Consider the following 20,135-nt stretch of genomic DNA (forward strand, 5'->3'; position numbering starts at 1 on the left):
GTCTCCGGCGTGCGTCGCGCGTTAGCAGTTCTCCATCAGGACCTGCACGACGTCCCGGATCGAGACGACACCGACGACGGCGTCCTGCACGCGAACCGGGATGTGCCGGACCTCGGCCTCCCGCATCATCGCCGCGACATCGCGGATCGAGTCGGTGGGCTGCGCCCACACCGTGGTGGCGCCCACCAGGTTGAGCGCTTCCACCTGGTCCGGGTCGCTCCCGCCGGCGACGGCGTGGACGACGTCGCGCTCGGAGATCATGCCGAGCGGAGTCTCGTCGTCCATCACGACGAGCGCACCGACGGCGGCGTCGGCCAAGGACACCGCCACCGTGCGGAGCGAGTCACGCGCCTCCACCGTGGCGACCGGGCTGCTCATGATGCGCTCGACGGGATCGTCCGGCCTCGTCCTCGAGACCGCGGGCGGGGTCGTCCTTCCCTCGGTGCCCTCCGCGGCCGATCCAGTCGTCGAGGCCGGCGGCTGCTCCCGCCGCGTCTGAGCAGGGATGATCGCGGCGTCCGGTCCCGGGTACAGCACGGACTCGCGACCGTCATCCCAGACGACCCGGTAGTGCTCGTGGTCACCGGCGCCGAGCACCTCGCGGACCGTTCCCTGCCGATCGGGTCGGTCCACCGAACCGCTACGGACGACGATTCGATCTCCTACCACCGCGCGCATGTCCACCTCACCCTTGGCAAGGGCTCACCCCTGGCAAGGGTGCCCGGCCGCGGCGTCCCGCCGCGCGGCGAAGGTCCTCGCCAGACGGGTCGAATGGCTCTGGCGGGACGACCGAGCAGGAGGTGCGCGGCAGCGGTTCGGAGACGTCCGCGGTCAGGCGCGGTGCAACATCTCGGCGACGAGGAAGGCCAGCTCCAGCGACTGCGCGCGGTTGAGCCGTGGATCGCACACGGTCTCATAGCGCTGGGTCAGGTCGGCCTCCTCGAGGGCGTGCCCGCCGCCGACACACTCGGTGACGTCGTCCCCGGTGAGCTCGACGTGGAGGCCGCCGGGCACGGTCCCCAGCTCTCGGTGCACCTCGAAGAAGCCCGCGACCTCATCGAGGACGTCGTCGAAGCGACGCGTCTTGTACCCCGTGGGCGTCTCGAAGGTATTGCCGTGCATCGGGTCGCAGACCCACGCGACCGTCGCGCCGCTGGCGGTGACCTTCTCGACGAGCTCGGGCAGCACGTCGCGGATCTTGTCCGCGCCCATCCGGGTGATGAACGTCAACCGCCCGGGCTCACGGTCGGGATCGAGCGCCTCGATCAGCGCGAGGGCGTCCTCCGCGGTCGCCGTCGGGCCGAGCTTGACGCCGATCGGGTTCCGGATGTGCCGAGCGAACTCGACGTGGGCGCCGTCGAGCTGACGGGTGCGCTCCCCGATCCACAGGAAGTGGCCCGAGGTGTCGTAGGGCAGGCCGGTCCGCGAGTCGATCCGGGTGAGCGCGGCCTCGTAGTCGAGCAGCAGGGCCTCGTGGCTGGCGTAGAAGTCGACCGTGCGGAACTCCGCCGGGTCGGCGCCGCACGCGTGCATGAACGCGATCGCCCGGTCGATGTCACGGGCCATGCGCTCGTACCGCTCCCCCACCGGGCTGTTGCGGACGAAGTCGGTGTTCCACGCGTGCACCTGACGCAAGTCGGCCTCGCCGCCCACGCAGAACGCCCGCGCCAGGTTGAGCGTGGCGGCCGACGCGTGGTAGGTGCGCACCAGCCGCCTCGGGTCGGGCACCCGCGCCTCCGGCGTGAACTCGAAGCCGTTGACGGCATCGCCGCGGTAGACAGGGAGCTCGACGCCATTGCGCACCTCGGTCGGCTTCGACCGTGGCTTGGCGTACTGCCCGGCGATCCGCCCCACCTTCACCACCGGCATGCTCGCGGCGTAGGTGAGGACCACGGACATCTGCAAGATCGTCCGCAGCTTGTTGCGCAGCGGGTCGGCGCCCACGCCGTCGAAGGTCTCGGCGCAGTCGCCGCCTTGGAGGAGGAACGCCTTGCCCGCGGCGACGTCGGCGATGCGCGCCTTCAGCGCGTCACACTCGCCGGCGAACACCAGCGGAGGGAACGTTCGAAGCTCCGCGACCGCGGCCTCGAGCGCGGCGGGGTCGGGCCAGTCCGGCTGCTGAGCCGCCGGCCTGGCCCGCCACGAGTTCAGATCAGTCACGAGTCGCAGATGACGGTCAGCCGAAGAAGACCTCGGCCTCGGCGTACAGCTCCGGCGTCACGAGCTTGAGCTCCTTGGTGGCGTCCGTGAGCGGAACGCGCACGATGTCGGTGCCTCGCAGCGCCACCATCATGCCGAAGTCCCCGTCGTGAACGGCCTCGATCGCGTGCAGGCCGAAGCGGGTCGCCAGCCACCGGTCGAACGCCGTCGGGGTACCGCCGCGCTGCACGTGTCCGAGCACGACGGCGCGCGCCTCCTTCCCGGTGCGCTTCTCCAGCTCCTTGGCGACCATGTCACCGATGCCGCCGAGCCGGACGTGTCCGAAGGCGTCGCGCTCGTCGCTCTGCAGCGAGTGGGTGCCCTCCTTCGGCACCGCCCCCTCGGCGACGACGACGATCGGCGAGTAGTTGGTGCGGAAGCGGCTCTCGACGTACTCGACGACCTTGTCCATGTCGAAGGGCCGCTCGGGGATGAGGATGACGTTGGCGCCACCGGCGAGTCCGGCGTGCAGCGCGATCCAACCGGCGTGCCGCCCCATGACCTCGACCACCATGATCCGGTGGTGGGACTCCGCCGTCGTGTGGAGACGGTCGATCGCCTCCGTGGCGATGTTGACGGCCGTGTCGAAGCCGAACGTGAAGTCGGTCGCGCCGAGGTCGTTGTCGATCGTCTTGGGCACGCCGACGACCTTGACGTCCAGCTCGGAGAGCTTCGTCGCGACGCCGAGGGTGTCTTCACCGCCGATCGCGACGAGTGCGTCGACACCGTTCGCGGCGAGGTTCTCCTTGATCCGCTCCACGCCGTTCTCGATCTTGAACGGGTTGGTGCGGGACGAACCGAGGATGGTGCCGCCGCGCGGGAGGATGCCCCGGACCTGTGGAATGCCCAGCTCGCAGGTGATGTTCTCCAGCGGTCCGCGCCACCCGTCGCGGAAGCCGACGAACTCGTAGCCGTACTCGCTGACACCTTTGCGAACAACAGCCCGAATGACAGCGTTCAGGCCAGGGCAGTCGCCACCACCGGTGAGGACACCAACGCGCATGACAGTCCCTTTCACAAGGCTGCGCAAGAACAGGTCGTGTCGAGCCTAGTCGGGCCGCTTCGGGCTCATGAGCCCGGGCCGTCGCCGGTGTCGTCGTCGAGACCGGCCTGGAGAGCGTATCGAACCAGCTCGACACGGTTGTGCAACTGGAGCTTGCGCAGGGTGTTCTGGACGTGGTTCTGGACGGTCCGATGCGACAGCACGAGGCGCTCGGCGATGTCCTTGTAGCTGAGGCCCTTCGCGACCAGTCGGAGCACCTCGGTCTCCCGCTCGGTGAGCCGTGGGGCCGCGGGCTCGGCGTTCCGCGCGGAGCCGTCACCGGCCGACAGTCGGCGGAACTCTCCCAGCACCAGCCCCGCCAGGCCGGGAGTGAAGACGGCGTCACCTTCCGCGGTGCGGCGCACCGCCTCGAGGAACTCCTCTCGCGTCGCGGACTTCACCAGGTACCCGGACGCGCCCGCCTTGACCGCCGCGAGCACATCGGCCTGCTCCCCGCTGGCAGACAGGATGAGCACCCGCACACCCGGGTCGGCCGCGACGAGCCGACGCGTCACCTCGACCCCGCCGAGCCCGGGGATCTGCAGGTCGAGGACCACCACCTGAGGACGAGTGGCCTGGGCACGGCGGAGCGCCTCCTCACTGGTGGCGGCCTCGGCGACGACCTCGAACCCCGCCTCGCGCAGGTCGCGGGCCACGGCGTCACGCCACATCGGATGATCGTCGACGACCATCACGCGGATCATGCCGCTGACCCTACGCGGGTTCGTGCCGTCGACGACGGGTTACCTCAGGATGCGGAACGACGAGCTCCCATTCCGTGCCTTTCCCCGGCGCGGTGGTGAGGGTGGCGCTCCCTCCGAGGTCAGCGAGCCGACCGACGATGGAGCGGCTCACTCCCATCCGCCCGGCGGCCTCGGCCTCCTCCAGGCGTCCGGGTGGAATGCCGGGGCCGTCGTCGCGCAGGCTCACGACGATGCGGTCGTCGTCGTGCTCCAGGAGCACGTACGCCTTGGCTCCCGGGGCATGGCGCTCGACGTTGTCCAGGCCGGCTCGGACGGCGGCGACGAGCTCCTCGGCCAGGGACGCCGGGACCAGCACCGGCTCAGCCGGCGTCGCCACCATGACGTCGCCGGTCCCGAGGCTGGCGAGCCGCTGGGCGAGGTCAACCTGTCCCCCGGCGGAGTCGGTCGCCTCCGACTGTCCGCGGATGAGATTCCGCAGCAGCTGCTCCTGCTCCCCCGCCGCCCGCGCCAGCTCGGCCGTCTCGCCACCGATCTCCATACCGCGCCGCTGGACGTAGGCGAGCACTTGCAGGACGCCGTCGTGGACGGCTCGCGCCAGCCGCTCCCGCTCGGCGGTGCGGGCCGCGAGCTCGGTGGCGCGTGCCCGCTCGGCCGCCGCGGCTCGCACGTGCAGCGAGGTGTAGCCGACGACCGCCGCGGCGAGCAGCAGGAGGAACATGTTGCTCACCGTGGTCGCGGTGATGATGGCGCGGGTGCCGAGGTCCACCGGCACGATGACGAGTCCGGCGAGCACTCCCCCGACCCAGCCACGGTGGATGGCCCAGGCCAGGACGGGCGCGGTCACCCAGTAGGTCGGGAGGGTGAAGTCGTGTCGGGCCAGCATCTCGTCGCTCAAGACGTACGGCGTCACGAGCAGGGCGCCGACGGCCACGCCCAGGTCGGCGGCGAGGAGGGGCCAACGGCGCCGCCGCGGCGCGTCGTACGCCCAGGTCACGACCAGCGTCCAGACCGCGATGACGGTGAGGACGAACCATCCGACGAGCGGGTCGTCGAAGCGCTGCCAACGGGCCAGGTTGATGGCCAGCGCGTAGGCGAGGAGGATGAACCGAAGGACCGCGAGGCCCTTCCACAGGGATCCGGTGGGGTCACCCCCACCCGTCACCTCAGCCGGCGCGTCGGACACCCGCGTCACTGGCGACGCCCCCCGAGCCAGCGCGGTCCGCGCCGCCGTCCGGCGCCGCGGAAGGCCGAGACGAGTCGCTGCCCTGACCGGCTGCCTGCTTCTTGGCCCGAGCGAGCTCTTCCTTGGCGCGCTGGGCGTACATGTCCACGTACTCCTGACCGGACAGCTCCATCACCTCGTACATGATCTCGTCGGTGATGGACCGGAGCACGTACCGGTCGTCCTCCATGCCCTCGTACCGGGAGAAGTCGAGCGGCTTACCGATCCGAACACCGGGCCGCATGATCTTCGGGAGGGCCTTCCCCGGAGGCTGCATCTTGTCGGTGCCGATCATGGCGACCGGCAGGACCGGGGCCCCGGACGCGAGCGCCAGTCGCGCCACACCGGTCTTGCCCTTGTACAACCGGCCGTCGGGCGATCGGGTGCCCTCGGGGTAGATCCCGAACAGCTCACCCCGCTGCAGCAGGCGAAGACCGGCCTCGAGGGCGATCTGGCTGGCCCGTCCGCCGGAACGGTCCATGGGCACCTGACCGACACCGCGGAAGAACAGCGCAGTCAGTCGGCCCTTGATGCCGACGCCGGTGAAGTACTCAATCTTGGCCGGGAACGTGATGCGGCGAGGCACCACGAGCGGGAGGAAGATGGAGTCGGAGAAGGACAGGTGGTTGCTCGCAAGGATGGCCGGGCCCTCCTTGGGAACGTTCTCCAGGCCCTCCACCCAGGGCCGGTAGATCGCCTTGAGCAGCGGCCCCAGGGCGAAGACCTTGAGGAACCAGTAGAGCAAGTCCCACCTCCGTCTCCTGTCCGGCACATTAGGACGCTCCCGATCCGAGGGCAACGCCGGCACCGCGGTCGGCGCGCGAAAGATCTTCGGGAACACCCCCACGGACCGCGCTGGCCCGGTCACGATGGAGGTCGACCGGCCCGGTACCCTCGCTGTCCGTCATCGCGTGATGCGTCATCGCGCGACGTCTGGAGGAGCGTGCCCGTGCGAGTGCAGCCCTTCGCCGAGCCCTTGGACGCCGGCTCCGGCCGAACGGGCGTTCTGCTCTGTCACGGCTTCACGGGCTCCCCTCACTCGATGCGGCCGTGGGGAACCTACCTTGTCGACCACGGGCTGCGGGTCGTCGTCCCCCGGTTGCCCGGCCACGGCACCACCTGGCAGGACCTCAACCGCACCGGCTGGCAGGACTGGTACGTCGCCGTCGAGCGCGCGCTCCTTCGCCTGCGGGACGAGTGCGACCACGTCGTCGTGGGCGGCCAGTCGATGGGTGCGTGTCTCGCACTACGGCTGGCTCAAACGCACCCCTCGGCGGTGCACGGCCTGATGCTCGTCAACCCGGCTCTGTGGAGTCGCGATCCCCGGCTGCTCGTCCTCCCCGTGCTGCACCGCGTCGTTCCGTCGCTCGCGGCGATCGGCCACGACATCCACAAGCCGGGCGTCCACGAGGGCGCCTACGATCGGACGCCGCTGTCGGCTTTGTACTCGCTGACCCGACTGTGGCGTATCGTCGCCGCTGACCTACCGAAGGTGACCCAGCCGCTTCTGGTTTTCCGCTCGCTGCAGGACCACGTGCTCGACGGCTCCAGCCTCCGGCTGCTCCGGTCCCGCGTCGGCTCACGCGAGATCGAGGAGCATGCCCTGCCGGACAGCTACCATGTCGCCACCCTCGACTACGACGCCCCGACGATCTTCGAGGTGAGCCGCGGCTTCGTCGAGCGCGTGTGCCGAAGGGCGGCCGGGGCCAGAGCTGCCGGGAGGTAGCGATGCGGGACAACGGGCTGCGCGCCGCGTCGTACGTCGCGATCGCCGACCTCACCCCCCGGGTGGCCGAGGCGATGCTGGACATCCTCCGAGAGGCTCACGTGGCCGCCTATCTCGAGCCCTGCCAGCCAGCCGCGCCCTCACTGGAGATTCGGATCCGCCCGGTGCCGTGTGACCGGCTGTTCGTCGACGAGACCGAGCAGGACCGAGCCCGGAGGTTGGTGGACGAGCACGCGGCGAGGCTGCGAGAGGAAGCCGAAGCCTCGGGTCTTGCCGAGACGGGTGGCGACGGCGATGGGCGACTCGAGGACGCGGACGTCGGGAGGTCTGGCCAGCCACCGGCCGGCTCCGACGACACCACCGGCGGCACCCGCATGGCGACCTTCGACGAGGACCGCGCCTTCGCCGAGATCGTCGCCGGCTTCGATCGGCCCACCGACGACGTGGTGCCCCGGTGGCCGGTCGAGGAGGACGTCGACGACGAGTCCGACTCCCCTCCCGACGCCGGGTTCTCCACCGCGACCATCCGACGCGCGCGTGGCATGGAGGACCCTGACGAGGAGGACACCGACGATCTGACCGACCTCGAGGGCATTCGGGAGGCGGTCACACCGGCGGACGACCGCTACATCCCGCCACCGCCCCCACCGCTTCCCAAGCTCGAGACGGCCACCAAGCTCGCCTGGCTCGCCATGATGGTGGGGCCGGTCTTGCTCGTCCTCTCCGCGGCCGCCGACGTCTACGTCCCGACCTGGCTCGGCGCGCTCGCGGTGCTCGCCTTCGTGGGCGGCTTCGTGGCGCTGGTCTTGCGGATGAAGGGCGGCCCGCCGGACAACGAGGACGGCGCCATCGTGTGAGCGGCCACCGTGGTCCGGGCGCGGCGGCGACCGCTGCGGTCATGGGTCCCGGCTGGGCATGACTGCCCAACCGGCTGTCTTGGGGAGACCTAGCGGGTCACGAGGACGTGGTGAGCTCCTTCTCGCCGTCCCAGGCGATCATCGTCTCGCAGTACTCGTTGGTGGAGTAGCCGTCCTCGTCGAGCTGGCCGGCGCCCGCGCAGTAGAGCCCGATGTCGTACCTGCCTGAGGCGAGGACGCCGAGCGCCCACATCCGCAGTCGTGACCGCATCTCCTCCGGCGTTCGACCGTAGGTGTCCACCTCTTCCTGGCGCAGGACCTCCCACGAGACCACCGACGGGCTCGACTTCCTGATCTCCGAGAGCTCGAAGACGCACTTCATCTGGCGACCTTCCACCTGCCCGGCGTGCCACGCGCCCAGCGCGCTCAGCGTCGTCGCGAGACCGCTCTGGGTCTATGCTGACCGATAGTGCGGAATGGGTGAAACATACTGGAAATTTCCAATTCGCCCTAGACCCTGACACGCCCGAACGACGGGAGTCTTCGAACGACGGGAGTCTCGATGGACAAGGCCACGCCGGCGCCTCGTCGGGTGACGAGGGTCCAGCTCGGCATCCTGCTGCGGGAGTGGCGCGACCGGGCCGGGCTGTCGTCGAAGGACGCCGCGGACCTGTTGGAGTGGCATCCGAGCAAGCTGTCGAAGGTGGAGAAGGGCGCCGCCCGCATCTCGGCCGCCGAGCTGGACCGGCTGCTCGACAAATACGGCGTGCCACCCGAGGAGGCCGAGCGGATGCGGGCCCTCGGCAGGGAGGCCCGCAAGCGGGGTGTCGCCGGACGGGTCCCCGACTGGGCCCGGACCTACGTCGAACTCGAGCAGGGCGCGGACGAGATCAAGCTGTACGACGGGGAGATGGTGCCGGGACTCCTCCAGACCGATGAGTACGCCCGCGCCCTCCTGGCGACCTCGCTCATCGCGCCGCCAGAGGACGCGCCGGAGCGGGCGGCCGAACGTGTCCAGCGCCAACAACGCCTCACCAGCGACAACCCACCCGACCTCTGGGTCGTGCTCGGCGAGGCGGCTCTGCACCGCCTGGTCGGTGGGCGCGCTGTCCTACGCCGCCAGCTCGAATGGCTCCTGGAGCTGGCCAACGCGAGGAACGTGTCCTTCCAGATCCTCCCGTTTAGCGCGGGCGAGCACCCCGCGCTCGGGACGCAGTTCTGTCTCCTCAACTTCACCGAGCCCGCGGCGACATTCGTCTACCTTGAAGGGCTCACCGACGCCACCTACTTCGACCGCGCGCCCCACACGGAGGTGTACGCACGGGCGTTCCGACGACTCCTCGTGGCCGCGGCGAACGAGCGCGAGTCGATGCGTATGCTTGGCGACCGCATCGAGGAGCTGTCGTAGGAAGGACTTGAGGGGCAGGATGCGGACCCCTGGCCTGTCCCGCGTGGTGTGGCGAAAGAGCAGCTACAGCAGTGGCGCCAACAACTGCGTCGAGGTCGCCGTGGGAAGCCGGTGGGTCGCCATCCGCGACAGCAAGAACCCCCTGGGCTGTGTGCTCGTCGTCGGTACCGACGCGTTCGCTCAGTTCACCGCCGCCGTCAAGGCGGGCGTCTTCGACCTCGCCTAGACGCCGACGACCCGGTACGCCGCGCCGCTCGCGCCAGCCGTCGGGTGCCGCGCGCCCGTCCCGAGGGTCGGACGTCGACACCGACGTCAGCCGCCACCAAACTCCTCCTGACCCGCGTGGGCTCCTCCTGAACCGACAGTGGTCACGGCCGGGAGCGGTCAGCCCGGCACGCGGTCGGTCACCGTGCGGGCGATGATCACACCACCTGCCTCACCCAGCACGGCGTCTCCCGCTCGCCCGGCTACCACGCCTCGCCGTCGCCACCAGGGAAAGGACGTGCCATGGCTCGCACCGCGCGGATCGTGTCCGGCCCCGCCGCCCTTCTCCTCAGCGTCGGGCTGCTCAGCGCGCCCGAACCGGCGGCGGCCGCGCCCGTCACCTCCCCCGCGGACGCCCCTGGCAGCGCGGTGACCGTCCAGGTCGACCCGTCGTACCGCCACCCGGTGTTCGAGGGATGGGGCACCAGCCTGGTCTGGTTCGCCAACATCACCGGCGGCTATCCCGACGAGATCCGGCGCAAGCTCGTCGACATGGTGTTCGGTGAGGACGGCCTCTGGCTGACCATCGCCCGCTACAACATCGGTGGCGGCAACGCGCCCGACGTCCGTCGCGACTACATGAAGGTCGGCGCGACCATGGAGGGCTTCTGGAAGGCCCCCGAAGGGATCACCCACGAGGACATGGACTGGTGGGACCCCGACAACCCCGAGCACTGGAACTGGGACGCCGACGCCAACCAGCGCTGGTGGGTCGACCAGATCAAGGACAAGGTGACCCACTGGGAGGCGTTCAGCAACTCCCCACCGTGGTTCCAGACGGTCAGCGGGTACGTGTCCGGCGGCTTCGACCCCAACGCCGACCAGATCCGCGAGGACCGTGTCGACGACTTCGCGACGTACCTGGTCCGCGTGGTCGAGCACCTGGAGGACGCCCACGGAATCGAGTTCGACACCGTCGAGCCGCTCAACGAGCCGAACACGCCGTACTGGAGCACGCAATTGGGCCCCGACGGACAACCCACGGGCGGCCGTCAGGAAGGCGCCCACGCGGGACCTGAGCTGCAGCAGAAGGTCATCCTCGCGCTCCGACGCGCGCTCGATGACGCCACGACCGACGCCGTGGTCTCGGCGATGGACGAGACGAACCCGTCCACCTTCGTGCGCAACTGGAACGCCTACACCGACCAGGCCCGCGCCGCCGTCGACCAGCTCAACGTGCACACCTACGGCACCGGTGGCCGGACGAGCGTGCGTGACATCGCCAAGGCCGCCAACAAGAAGCTGTGGATGAGCGAGGTGGAGGGGAGCTACTACTCCCCGACCGACTACACGAGCATGGAGCCCGGCCTCGGGATCGCCGCCCAGATCGTGGGCGATCTCCGTGAGCTGGAGCCGTCGGCCTGGGTGTTCTGGCAGCCGATCGAGGACGCGATCCCGCAGCAGGAGAGCAACAACAACTGGGGCAGCATCCACATCCCCTTCACCTGCACGGCCGAGGACACCCTCGAGACCTGTCCGATCCGCACGAACACCAAGTTCCACACCATCCGCAACTTCACCCACTACATCCGGCCGGGCGACCAGGTGGTGAGAGTCGACGACCCCTCCAGCGTCGCGGCGATCCGGCCGGCGGCGAAGCACGTCACGGTCGTGCACGTCAACAGGGCCACGACGAGCCGCGCGGTCACCCTCGACCTGTCGCTGTTCGCCCAGGTCGCGCCGGGCGCCACCGTGACGCCGATCGTCACGAGCGCTGCCGGCCCGCTGGTCGAGGGCGATCCGGTGCCGGTCCGCGAACGCTCCGCCACTCTCGTGGTGCCGGCGAAGTCCGTCACCACGTTCGTGGTGGACGGGGTGGCCGGGGTCGCCAAGGATGCCGCGCTGGTCCAGCCCGGCCACCCGTATCGACTGCGGGGTGTCCAGAGCGGCCGCTCGCTCGCGCCCTCCGACGATGGGCGCGGCGTGGTGATCCGCACCGACGACCCGACCGACACCGCCCAGCTGTGGTGGATCCGCAAGCTCACCAACGGCTACAGCAACCGCGAGCGCTACGCCCTCGTCAACGTCGCGCAGGGCACCCGCCTGGCGGTCCGAAACGGCGCCGCCGTGCTGGAGAAGGCGGTGGGCACGCCCGACCCGGCCGGGCAGTGGATCTTGTCGACCACCGGTGACGGAACCTGGACGTTCGTCAACGTCGCGAGCGGGCTGCTGCTGGACGTCAGCGGTGAGGCCACCGCCGACGGCTCGCCCGTCTCGGTGTGGACGCCCACCTCGGGCGCCAACCAGCGCTTCGCCGTCGTGGACGAGCACGTCCTCGGCACCGAGCCCGTCGAGGTCTTCACGGTGCCCGGCCGGCCACCCGTCCTGCCCGACCACGTGACCCCGGTCTACCGCGACGGTGCCCGGGGCGAGCTGCCGGTGCGGTGGGCGCTGCCGCCCGACGGTCGATGGAACCGGCCCGGCACCGTCCGCGTGCGAGGCACCGCGACCGACCCGCTCGGACGCCTGGTTCGAGCCGAGGCCGTCGTCACCGTGGACACGATCGTCGCCACCCTGCCCGGCCGGGCCAAGGCCTACGTCGGCGGACGGCCCCAGCTACCCGCCACCGTCGTGGGCGTCGGCGCGCATGGCGGGCGGCCGGACCTGCCCGTGACGTGGGAGGAGGTCCCCGACGAGGCGTTCGAGCGTCCCGGTGTGGTGACGGTGCCCGGCGTGGCGCGGATCGTCGACGGAAGCACGGTGCCGGCCACGGCGCGGGTCCAGGTGACCGAGCCGGTCGAGACGAACACCGCGCTCGAGGACGGCGTCGAGGTGGGCGCGACGTTCACCGAGAGCGGCTACTCACCGGCCGGGTTGCGCAACGGCGACCGCACGGACAAGGCCTGGTCGAACTGGAAACCGTCCGACAAGAACCCCTCCGACACGATCACGTTCACCTTGCCCGCGCGACGCGACCTCACCCGCGTGGTGACGTACTTCTACCGGGACGGCACCAACATCAGCTTCCCCGCGAGCCTTCGGGTGCAGGTGCGCGACGCCGAGGGCCAGTGGGTCGACGTGAGCGACGAGATCGCGGTGGATCCGGACGCTCAGCCAGCGCCGGTGACGGACGTGCCGGTGTTGGCGGCGACCGACGCGGTGCGCGTGGTGATGACGGCTCGGCCGGCCGGTTACATGACCGTGAGTGAGATCGAGCTCTACGCCAAGGCGCCCGGTGTCTCCTCCGACGCCCGGGCCGCGTCGATCGAGGTGGACGGCGTGCCGATCCCCGACTTCGACCCGGACACGACGACCTACCAGGTGGCCGGTGACCCTGGCGAGGTCACGGCCACGCCCGCCGACCCGTACGCGACGGTGGACGCGCGGACGGAGGGGCCGTCGACGGTCGTCGTCACCGTGACGAGCGAGGACCGCACGGCGTCCCGGATCTATCGGGTGGAGTTCGTGCGCCCGTGAGACAGCGCCCTTGAGACCACGTCCCTGCGGCCACGGGCACACGAACTCGCCGACGCCCTCAGCGAATGAACTGGTCTACGAAGTCCGCCCCCAGCCCCACCTTGGCGTAGTGGCGCCGGCACAGCTCGATCTTGGTCCACACGTCCTCGTACCCGATCTGCCGGCCCTCGGCGTCGAGGTAGATCATCGCTCCGGTCACGTTGAAGAAGGTGATCATCTCCGAGCAGTCCTCGGGCACGGCGAGGGTGTGGATCTCGCCCGGCGGCTCGTAGACGAAGTGGCCCGCCTCCGCCATCCACGGATGCTCGTAGTAGTGCCACTTTCCCTTGATGACGTAGCCGAAGACCGCGGCTGGGTGGCGGTGCCGCGACACGACGCCGGAGCGGGTGACCCGCAGAAGGTTGCACCACTGGCCGAGCACGGTGTTGAACATCAACGGGCGGAACCACACGTTCGGCTCCTGCTCCACCCAGATCCGGTCATCGTCGGGAATGGCCGCGATCGCGATCTCCTGCGGCAGCCCCTGGGACTCCAGCACCCGCCCGAACACGATGTCGGTGGCTTCGGCCATGACCTCTCCCTTCCGTTGCGCGTCCCTTCCGTTGCGCGTCCCTACCGTTCCGCGTGGTCCCTCCGGTCCGCGCGGTCGTCCACGTCCGTCCGTCTGGTGCCGCCTCGCGCCGCCCAGTCCGACAGGCCAACCTCACGCCGCGAGGTATCCGCCGTCGACGGGGACGACAGCTCCGGTGACGAAGCCGGCCGCCGGTGAGGCCAGGAAGGTCACCACCCGCGCCACGTCGTCGGGTGTCCCCCAGCGACGCATGGGTGTGCGGTCGAGGATGCGACGCTCCGCCTCCGGGTCGGCGCGTACTTCGGCGGTGAGGTCGGTGCGAATCCAGCCCGGCGCGACCGCGTTGACCCGAATCCCGTCCTCCGCGAACGCCACGGCGAGCGCCTTGGTGAGCTGGACGACACCGCCCTTGCTCGCGGTGTAGGCGGGGACCAGCGGCCCGCCGAAGTAGCTCCAGACCGACGCCACGTTGACCACGCAGCCACCGGAGGCGGCGAGGAGGCGCCGCGCGGCGACGCACGCGCGCATCGTTCCGGTGAGGTTGACGTCGAGCACGTGGGCGAAGACCTCGGGCCGGTACTCCTCGCGTCGGCGGATGATGCCCGCGCTGTTGACCAGCACGTCCAACCGCTCCATCGACTCGACCAGTGCCTCCACCTCGCCCGGCCGAGTGACATCGAGCTCGACGACAGCGCGGGCCGCGACAGGCAGGGGCGTCCGTGGTGGCAACCCGGCGACGGTGACGTCCGCGCCGAGCCGGCTGAAGTGCTCGGCCACCGCGCCACCGATCCCCCCGGTGCCTCCGACGACGAGCACCGCGCGTTCCTTGAACAGGTCTGGGGCGAACGTCGTCGGGGCGGAGGCGTCAGCTGCCATCGGCCCCTCCCGTCTCGAGCTCCTCCCACAGCTCCTCAGGGATCGGCCAGCGCGCCCACTCCAGGATCTGGTCGACCCGCTCGGGAGCCGACACACCGACCACGGTCGAGGCGATGAGCGGCTCGCGCAGGGAGAACCGCAGCGCGGCCGCTCCGAGCGGAACCCTGTAGGCGGCGCACCGCTCCGCGATCCAGCGAACTCGGCCGAGCAGACCCACGTCCGCGTCGCGGTAGGCGTAGCGGCGCGCGACGTCGGGCCCCTTGGCGAGAATCCCGCCGCCGAACGGCGCGGCGTTGACCACCGCGACCCCCGCCCGAGCGGCGTGCTCCAGCAGCACCCGCGCGGACTGGTCGATCAGCGTGTAGCGGTTGTGGGTGAGCACGACGTCGAAGCACCCGGTGTCGACGAACGCGCTCAAGAGCTCGATAGGTCCTCCGGCCACCCCGAGGTGCGCGGCGATACCTTCCGCCTGGAGCTGGAGCAGCGCCTCGACCGGGCCGCCGGGCGCCATCGCCGCCTCGAAACCGATCACCTCCGGGTCGTGCAGGTAGAGCAGCGGGAACGCGGTCAGCCCCAACCGCTCCAGGCTCTGCTCGGCGCTGCGGCGCACCTGCGCGCCCGAGAAGTCTCCGGTCACCGGGTCGGGATCGACCTTCGTGGCCACGACGAAGCCGCCCGGCAGGCCGCCACGGGCGCGGATGGCGGCGCCGACCCGACGTTCGCTCTCGCCGGCGCTGTAGCCCGCCGAGGTGTCGAGGAAGTTGATCGGGCTGTCGAGGACGCGACACACGGTCGCGACACCCTGGTCGGCGGCCACGTCGTAGCCGAAGATCTCCGGCATCCCGCCGAGCACACCGCAGCCGAGGCAGAGCCGCGTGACGTGCAGGTTGGTCCGGCCGAGACGACGACGTTCCCATGTGGTCCCGGGCTCTTCCCAGACGTCCGCACCGCCGTCTGGCTCCCGCAGACTCCGCGTCTCCACGCCTCGAGCCCTCTCTCGGATCTGTGCCCGCCGTGGGGCGCGCCAGCGCTCTCCTTCGCGACGGTAGCTGACCGAGCGCGTTCCGGAACCACCGTCGCGACGGTCAATACCGGTCACGGCCCGCGGCGCGGGGTCGCCACCCTCCGAGGTCACGACCGGGCACCACCAGCTCCGCCAGGACGGGCAGGTGGTCACTCGCGCGAGGCAGCAGCGACCGCAGGTCCGGATCGAGGGGGACGCCGGCTTGGAGCACCTCCACGTCAGGGTTCGACACGAACACCCCGTCGATCCGCGCGCGAGGCGCGTGCGCCGGGTATGTCGGCCGGGCCGAGTCGTCGGCACAGACGTCGCGCAGCCCCGCCCTGGCGAGCGCCGCCCAGCTCGGGCCCGTCGGACCCTCGTTGAGGTCGCCGGCGACGAGGAGCGGCAGCCCGGACTCCACCTGAGCCGCGGCGAGGACCTGCGTCACCTCGCGGGGCCGCTCCCTCGCCGCCAGGCTGAGATGGAGGCCGACGACCCGAAATCGGGTGCCCTCGACGCTCAACGTGGCCGCGACGATCCCGCGCATCGGAGCGCCCAGCGGCACGGTGATCCGCCGTTCCAGCACCTCGTGCACCCTCACCCGGGCGGTGGTGAAGAGGACGTTCCCGCCGGCGGTTCGACCACCGGCGACGTAGAAAAGGCCGCACGCGCGCGCCAACGCCGCACAGCGTGGACGCCACCGAGACCGACGCGGCCCCTCCTGGACGACGAGCACGTCCGGCTGGCAGCGACGAACGATCGTGGCCACGGCGTCGGGGTCATCGCGAAGGCCGCGTACGTTGTAGCTCAGCAGGCGGACCTTGGGCACGGCACCACCGTAATCCTCGGCTCGCCACGCCACGTCCGGGCGACCCGCGGCCTAAGCCCACCCACACACCACGACTGGAACCGGCTCCGTCGAGCGGCTCGGTCAGTCGTGGTAGAGGCTCGGCCGAGGCTCGAGGTGGACCGTGCTGGGCGACCCCGTCTCCAGCGCCCGGATGCCGGCCTCCGCGACAGCCGTCGCGGCGTACCCGTCCCAAGCCGTCGCGCCACGTTGCTGCCCCACCGCGACACCGGCGACCCAGTCCTGCAGCTCAAGTCGGTAGGCGTCGGCGAAGCGATCCCGCCAGTCCTGCACGACGGCGGTGGACCGGGATCGCGTCGTCCGGAGCACGACAGCAGCGGGGTCGTCCACGCTGAGCGTGCCGGTCTCGCCTACCAGCTCGGCGCGAACGTCGTAGCCGTACTGCGCGTTGACGAACACCTCGACGTCGACCAGGACTCCACTCGTGGTCTCCATCACGAGCAGGAGCGGATCGCTGGTCTCGCCCACGACCCGTCCCGACCGCCGAGGCCGGTGCACGGTGACGCGGGTGATCTCCTCCTCGAACAGCCACCGCGCGACGTCGATCTCGTGGATGGCCGACCCGGCGATGAGCGCCGAGCTCGGCAGGTTCGGACGCGCCTCGGCGTTGCGGTGGACGCAGTGAAGCATGAGCGGGGCATCCACCGTGCCTTGGCGCAGGGCGTCCTTGACGGCGACGTAGCCAGGGTCGTAGCGACGCATGAAGCCGACACTGACCAGTCGCCGCCCCAGGTCGCGCTCCGCGGACACGATCCGCAGGGATCCGTCAGACGTCGGTGTCAAGGGCTTCTCGCACAGGACGGGCTTGCCCGCGTCGAGGCAGGCCAGCACGAGCTCCTCGTGCGTGTCGTCGTGCGACGCGACCACGACCGCGTCGACGTCCTCCGCGGCCACCAGGTCGGTGGGCTTCTCCACGATCCGGATGTCGCCGAGCCCGGCCACCGCCGCCCGGGCTCGCTCCTGGTCGAGGTCACTGACCGCGACCACCTCAGCGCGCCGGACCGACGTCGCCAGCGTTCGCACGTGGTCCGCTCCCATGACGCCGGTGCCGATCACACCGATGCGCACGTCCATGCCGGACCTCACCCGCTCTCCTGGACGAGGGTCGGAACGACGGTTCGCCGCAGGTAGTCGACGCTCGCGCGCACGTCCACGATCGGGCCCTCGCCGGAGGCCGGCGGCCCCGTCAGCGTCGTGTCCTGCTCGAGGACGTACCAGCCGGCGAAGCCCGCCTTCTCCAAACCCGCGACGATGCCGGCGATGTCAAGATCGCCCTGCCCCAAGGGAGCGAACAGCCCCGAGCGCACCCCCTCGAGGAAGGTCACCGACCCGTCGGCGACCTGGCGTGCGACGTCACGGCGGACGTCCTTGAGGTGGACGTGGCCGATGCGTTCCGGCGCGGAGTTGACCAGCTCCAGCGGCTCGGTACCCCCGATGGCCAGGTGGCCGGTGTCGAGGCAGACGGGGATGTCGCTGGCGTCGAGCAGCCGCAGCACCGCCTCCCGGGTCTCGATCGCGGTGCCGACGTGCGGATGGAGCGTCGAGCGCAGCCCGAGGTCGGCGGCCAGGGCGGCCAGCCGGCGCAGGTTCGCCGCCAGCACACTCCACTCGTGGTCGTCGAGCCGCACCTTCTGGTCGTAGCCAGCCGGCCCGGCGTCGGCGGCCAGCACCACGACGTCGGCTCCGGCCTCGGCGAGCGTCCGGATCGCCGCCTCCGGTTCGGAGAGGTCCATGTCCGGCGTGACGTGGAGCGTGACCGGCAGGAAGCCGCCGACCAGGCGAAGGCCGTGCTTCTCCAGCGTGGCGCGTACCGCCGTGGCGTCGGGGCCGAGGTAGCCGGTCGGCCCGAGCTCGGTGGCGGTGAGCCCGAGCTGAGCCATCTCCGACAGCACGACCGACGGTGGCAGCTCGTAGCCCCACCCCGGCGCCTCACAGACTCCCCACGAGATCGGCGCGCCGGCGATCCGACCGGTCAGGGGACCAAGGTCCATCACGTCTCGTCTCCTCGCTGTGACGTTGTGGTCGGCTGAGCCGCCGCGGACCCGGCGCCCGACGCCTCGAGCGTCTCCGCCGCCACGTCTTCGTCCACGATCCCGCGCTGGGCGAGCTCGTGGCTGAGCGCCTCGAGCTCGGCGCCGCCGGCCATCTCCCGCGTCAGCTCCGCCAGAGACATCTCCTGCCGGCTCCGGTTGGCGACCATCGTGCCGCGCTTGAGCAGGACGAAACGGTCGCCGACGAGGTAGGCGTGGTGCGGGTTGTGCGTGATGAAGACGACGGCGAGCCCTTCGTCCCGGGCGGCCGCGATGTACTTGAGCACCGTTCCGGACTGCTTGACACCGAGCGCGGCCGTCGGCTCGTCCAGGATGAGGACGCGAGCGCCGAAGTAGATCGCCCGGGCGATCGCGACGGATTGCCGCTCACCACCCGACAGGGTGCCGATCGGCTGGTCGACGTCACGCAGGTTGATGCCCATCCGGGCCAGCTCGGCCTTGGTGGTTCGGCGCATGAAGCCGACGTCGAGCCGCCGAAACGGCCCGAAGCCCTTGGTGACCTCAGCGCCGAGGAAGAAGTTCCGCCACACGGGCATGAGCGGAACCACCGCGAGGTCCTGGTAGACCGTCGCGATGCCGGCGTCCAACGCTTGTCGCGGGCTGGCGAACCGGGTGGGCTTGCCGTCGACGCGCAGCTCTCCGTGGGTGTGCGGGTGCGCACCGGAGAGGATCTTGATGAGCGTGGACTTGCCGGCGCCGTTGTCACCGAGGACGCAGGTCACCTCACCGGCCCTGATCGTGGCCGTCACTTCCTTCAGCGCCTCGATGCTGCCGTAGGACTTGCCGATCCGGTCGACCTCCAGGATCGGCGTACCGGGCTTCGGACGCGACAGCGGCGTCCGCGCGCCGGCCTTCGCTCCGCCCGTGGACGTCGTCGCGGTCATCGTCGGCTCACCTCCGCGCGTCGTCGGACATAGGTGTTGACCAGCACCGCGCCGAGGAGCATGACCCCGAGGAACGCCTTGAGCCAGTTGTTGTCCCACTGGGCGAAGACGATGCCTTGGTAGGTCATGCCGTAGATGAGCGCGCCGAGCGCGGCGCCGATCGCGGAGCCGTAGCCGCCGGTGAGCAGGCAGCCACCCACCACCGCGCAGATGATGTAGATGAACTCCTGCCCCACACCGGTGGAGGCCTGCACGGTCGAGGTGCGGAACAGCTGCAGCATCCCGGCCAGCCACCCGGCACCCGCCGTCACCATGAACAGCCCCACCTTGGTGCGCATGACCGGCACGCCGACGTGGCGCGCGCTGGTCGCCGCGCCGCCGACCGCGAAGATCCAGTTGCCGGCGCGAGTCCGCAGCAGCACCCAGGTGGCCAGGGCCGTGAGCGCGATCCACCAGACGATCGAGATCTGGAACTGGGCGCCGAAGAGCGCGAACGTCGAGCCGAAGAGCCACTTGACGTCGAAGAATCCCGGCACCTTGTCCAGTCCTTGGACCGACACCTGGCCGATGATCGCCTTGGTGAGCGCGAGGTTCAGCCCTTGCAGGATGAAGAACGTCCCGAGGGTGACGATGAAGCTCGGCAGCCCGGTTCGCATCACCATCAGACCGTTGCCCAGCCCGACGGCGAGCGCGAACACCAAGGCCAGCACGACCGCCAACCAGATGTTGACGCCGTAGTGGGTCGTCAGGATGCCCACGAGCAGGCCGGTCGAGCCGACGACGGTCCCAGCGGAGAGATCGAACTCCCCGCCGATCATCAGCAGCGCGACCGCGACGGACATGATGCCGAACAGAGCCGCGGAGTCCAGCCAGGTGGCGACACCGCCAGCGGTGCTGAACGATGCCGTCGTGGTCGCGAAGAACGCGTAGACGAGGACCGCGGCGACCGCCGCCCCGACCTCGGGGCGGCGGAGCACCCGCGTCACCAGACCGACCGTGGTGAGCGTGTCGTCAGTCGTGGTCTGCACTGCCTGCGTGGCCAT

General features: G+C 70.5%; 20 protein-coding genes. 5 read left to right on the top strand and 15 right to left on the bottom strand.

All coding sequences use genetic code 11. The features are described 5' to 3' along the window. Positions 1 to 21: 21 nt before the first annotated feature. The 6 genes from DFJ64_RS01060 to DFJ64_RS01085 all read right to left on the bottom strand — a co-directional run bounded on the left by DFJ64_RS01060 (position 22) and on the right by DFJ64_RS01085 (position 5,912). Positions 22 to 678, bottom strand: coding sequence for a CBS domain-containing protein (locus DFJ64_RS01060; RefSeq protein ID WP_115848738.1), 657 nt, complete (start codon positions 676 to 678; stop codon positions 22 to 24). A 153-nt stretch (positions 679 to 831) separates the two neighbouring features. Then, positions 832 to 2,160: a class II 3-deoxy-7-phosphoheptulonate synthase gene (locus DFJ64_RS01065; RefSeq protein WP_245940884.1), complete on the bottom strand. Its 1,329-nt coding sequence runs from the start codon at positions 2,158 to 2,160 to the stop codon at positions 832 to 834. Between the two features lie 16 nt (positions 2,161 to 2,176). Beyond that, positions 2,177 to 3,202 carry a 6-phosphofructokinase gene (locus DFJ64_RS01070; RefSeq protein ID WP_115848739.1) on the bottom strand — a complete coding sequence of 342 codons (1,026 nt, stop codon included), beginning with the start codon at positions 3,200 to 3,202 and terminating at the stop codon, positions 2,177 to 2,179. A 65-nt stretch (positions 3,203 to 3,267) separates the two neighbouring features. Next, on the bottom strand, positions 3,268 to 3,945 hold the full coding sequence (locus DFJ64_RS01075) for a response regulator (RefSeq protein ID WP_115848740.1): 678 nt from the start codon (positions 3,943 to 3,945) through the stop codon (positions 3,268 to 3,270). Between the two features lie 10 nt (positions 3,946 to 3,955). Next, on the bottom strand, positions 3,956 to 5,128 hold the full coding sequence (gene macS, locus DFJ64_RS01080; protein WP_211310452.1) for a MacS family sensor histidine kinase: 1,173 nt from the start codon (positions 5,126 to 5,128) through the stop codon (positions 3,956 to 3,958). Further along, a complete protein-coding gene (locus tag DFJ64_RS01085) occupies positions 5,109 to 5,912 on the bottom strand; it encodes a lysophospholipid acyltransferase family protein (protein ID WP_115848742.1) in 804 nt (267 codons plus the stop codon). The genes macS and DFJ64_RS01085 overlap by 20 nt, the downstream gene beginning before the upstream one ends. A 204-nt stretch (positions 5,913 to 6,116) precedes the next feature. Here DFJ64_RS01085 and DFJ64_RS01090 point away from each other — a divergent pair, with 204 nt between their 5' ends. Both DFJ64_RS01090 and DFJ64_RS01095 read left to right on the top strand, forming a co-directional pair. After that, positions 6,117 to 6,893, top strand: a complete 777-nt coding sequence (locus DFJ64_RS01090) for an alpha/beta hydrolase (protein WP_115848743.1) — start codon at positions 6,117 to 6,119, stop codon at positions 6,891 to 6,893. Between the two features lie 2 nt (positions 6,894 to 6,895). Then, the gene (locus DFJ64_RS01095; RefSeq protein WP_147304555.1) at positions 6,896 to 7,750 is read left to right on the top strand and encodes a hypothetical protein; all 855 of its coding nucleotides are present in this window, start codon (positions 6,896 to 6,898) and stop codon (positions 7,748 to 7,750) included. A gap of 97 nt (positions 7,751 to 7,847) precedes the next feature. Here DFJ64_RS01095 and DFJ64_RS01100 read toward each other — a convergent pair whose 3' ends face one another. Beyond that, the gene (locus tag DFJ64_RS01100; protein WP_147304556.1) at positions 7,848 to 8,132 is read right to left on the bottom strand and encodes a hypothetical protein; all 285 of its coding nucleotides are present in this window, start codon (positions 8,130 to 8,132) and stop codon (positions 7,848 to 7,850) included. A gap of 180 nt (positions 8,133 to 8,312) precedes the next feature. On the opposite strand from DFJ64_RS01100, the gene DFJ64_RS01105 reads away from it, so the two are divergent. The 3 genes from DFJ64_RS01105 to DFJ64_RS01115 all read left to right on the top strand — a co-directional run bounded on the left by DFJ64_RS01105 (position 8,313) and on the right by DFJ64_RS01115 (position 12,839). Then, positions 8,313 to 9,158, top strand: coding sequence for a helix-turn-helix domain-containing protein (locus DFJ64_RS01105; protein ID WP_115848746.1), 846 nt, complete (start codon positions 8,313 to 8,315; stop codon positions 9,156 to 9,158). A 19-nt stretch (positions 9,159 to 9,177) separates the two neighbouring features. Further along, positions 9,178 to 9,384, top strand: a complete 207-nt coding sequence (locus DFJ64_RS01110) for a DUF397 domain-containing protein (protein WP_115848747.1) — start codon at positions 9,178 to 9,180, stop codon at positions 9,382 to 9,384. Between the two features lie 281 nt (positions 9,385 to 9,665). Next, a complete protein-coding gene (locus DFJ64_RS01115) occupies positions 9,666 to 12,839 on the top strand; it encodes an RICIN domain-containing protein (RefSeq protein WP_115848748.1) in 3,174 nt (1,057 codons plus the stop codon). Between the two features lie 58 nt (positions 12,840 to 12,897). Here the strand turns inward: DFJ64_RS01115 and DFJ64_RS01120 are convergent, their stop codons facing one another. The 8 genes from DFJ64_RS01120 to DFJ64_RS01155 all read right to left on the bottom strand — a co-directional run bounded on the left by DFJ64_RS01120 (position 12,898) and on the right by DFJ64_RS01155 (position 20,135). Beyond that, positions 12,898 to 13,410 (bottom strand): 2,4'-dihydroxyacetophenone dioxygenase family protein, encoded by a 513-nt coding sequence (locus DFJ64_RS01120; protein WP_115848749.1) that lies wholly within the window; start codon positions 13,408 to 13,410, stop codon positions 12,898 to 12,900. Between the two features lie 132 nt (positions 13,411 to 13,542). Beyond that, a complete protein-coding gene (locus DFJ64_RS01125) occupies positions 13,543 to 14,286 on the bottom strand; it encodes an SDR family NAD(P)-dependent oxidoreductase (protein ID WP_115848750.1) in 744 nt (247 codons plus the stop codon). Continuing rightward, entirely contained in the window at positions 14,276 to 15,268 is a 993-nt protein-coding gene (locus DFJ64_RS01130) for an aldo/keto reductase (protein WP_211310453.1), read from the bottom strand. The genes DFJ64_RS01125 and DFJ64_RS01130 overlap by 11 nt, the downstream gene beginning before the upstream one ends. 103 nt (positions 15,269 to 15,371) lie before the next feature. Continuing rightward, the gene (locus DFJ64_RS01135; protein ID WP_170152460.1) at positions 15,372 to 16,118 is read right to left on the bottom strand and encodes an endonuclease/exonuclease/phosphatase family protein; all 747 of its coding nucleotides are present in this window, start codon (positions 16,116 to 16,118) and stop codon (positions 15,372 to 15,374) included. A 102-nt stretch (positions 16,119 to 16,220) separates the two neighbouring features. Continuing rightward, positions 16,221 to 17,243, bottom strand: a complete 1,023-nt coding sequence (locus tag DFJ64_RS01140; protein ID WP_245940885.1) for a Gfo/Idh/MocA family oxidoreductase — start codon at positions 17,241 to 17,243, stop codon at positions 16,221 to 16,223. Further along, complete coding sequence (locus DFJ64_RS01145) at positions 17,240 to 18,148, bottom strand: TIM barrel protein (RefSeq protein WP_115848753.1); 909 nt, start codon at positions 18,146 to 18,148, stop codon at positions 17,240 to 17,242. The genes DFJ64_RS01140 and DFJ64_RS01145 overlap by 4 nt, the downstream gene beginning before the upstream one ends. Then, positions 18,148 to 19,092, bottom strand: a complete 945-nt coding sequence (locus DFJ64_RS01150) for an ATP-binding cassette domain-containing protein (RefSeq protein WP_115848754.1) — start codon at positions 19,090 to 19,092, stop codon at positions 18,148 to 18,150. Before DFJ64_RS01150 ends, DFJ64_RS01145 begins: the two co-directional genes overlap by 1 nt. Further along, positions 19,089 to 20,135, bottom strand: a complete 1,047-nt coding sequence (locus DFJ64_RS01155; protein ID WP_115848755.1) for an ABC transporter permease — start codon at positions 20,133 to 20,135, stop codon at positions 19,089 to 19,091. The genes DFJ64_RS01150 and DFJ64_RS01155 overlap by 4 nt, the downstream gene beginning before the upstream one ends.

This window comes from Thermasporomyces composti, from assembly GCF_003386795.1.
In the GTDB taxonomy this organism is placed as follows: domain Bacteria; phylum Actinomycetota; class Actinomycetes; order Propionibacteriales; family Actinopolymorphaceae; genus Thermasporomyces; species Thermasporomyces composti.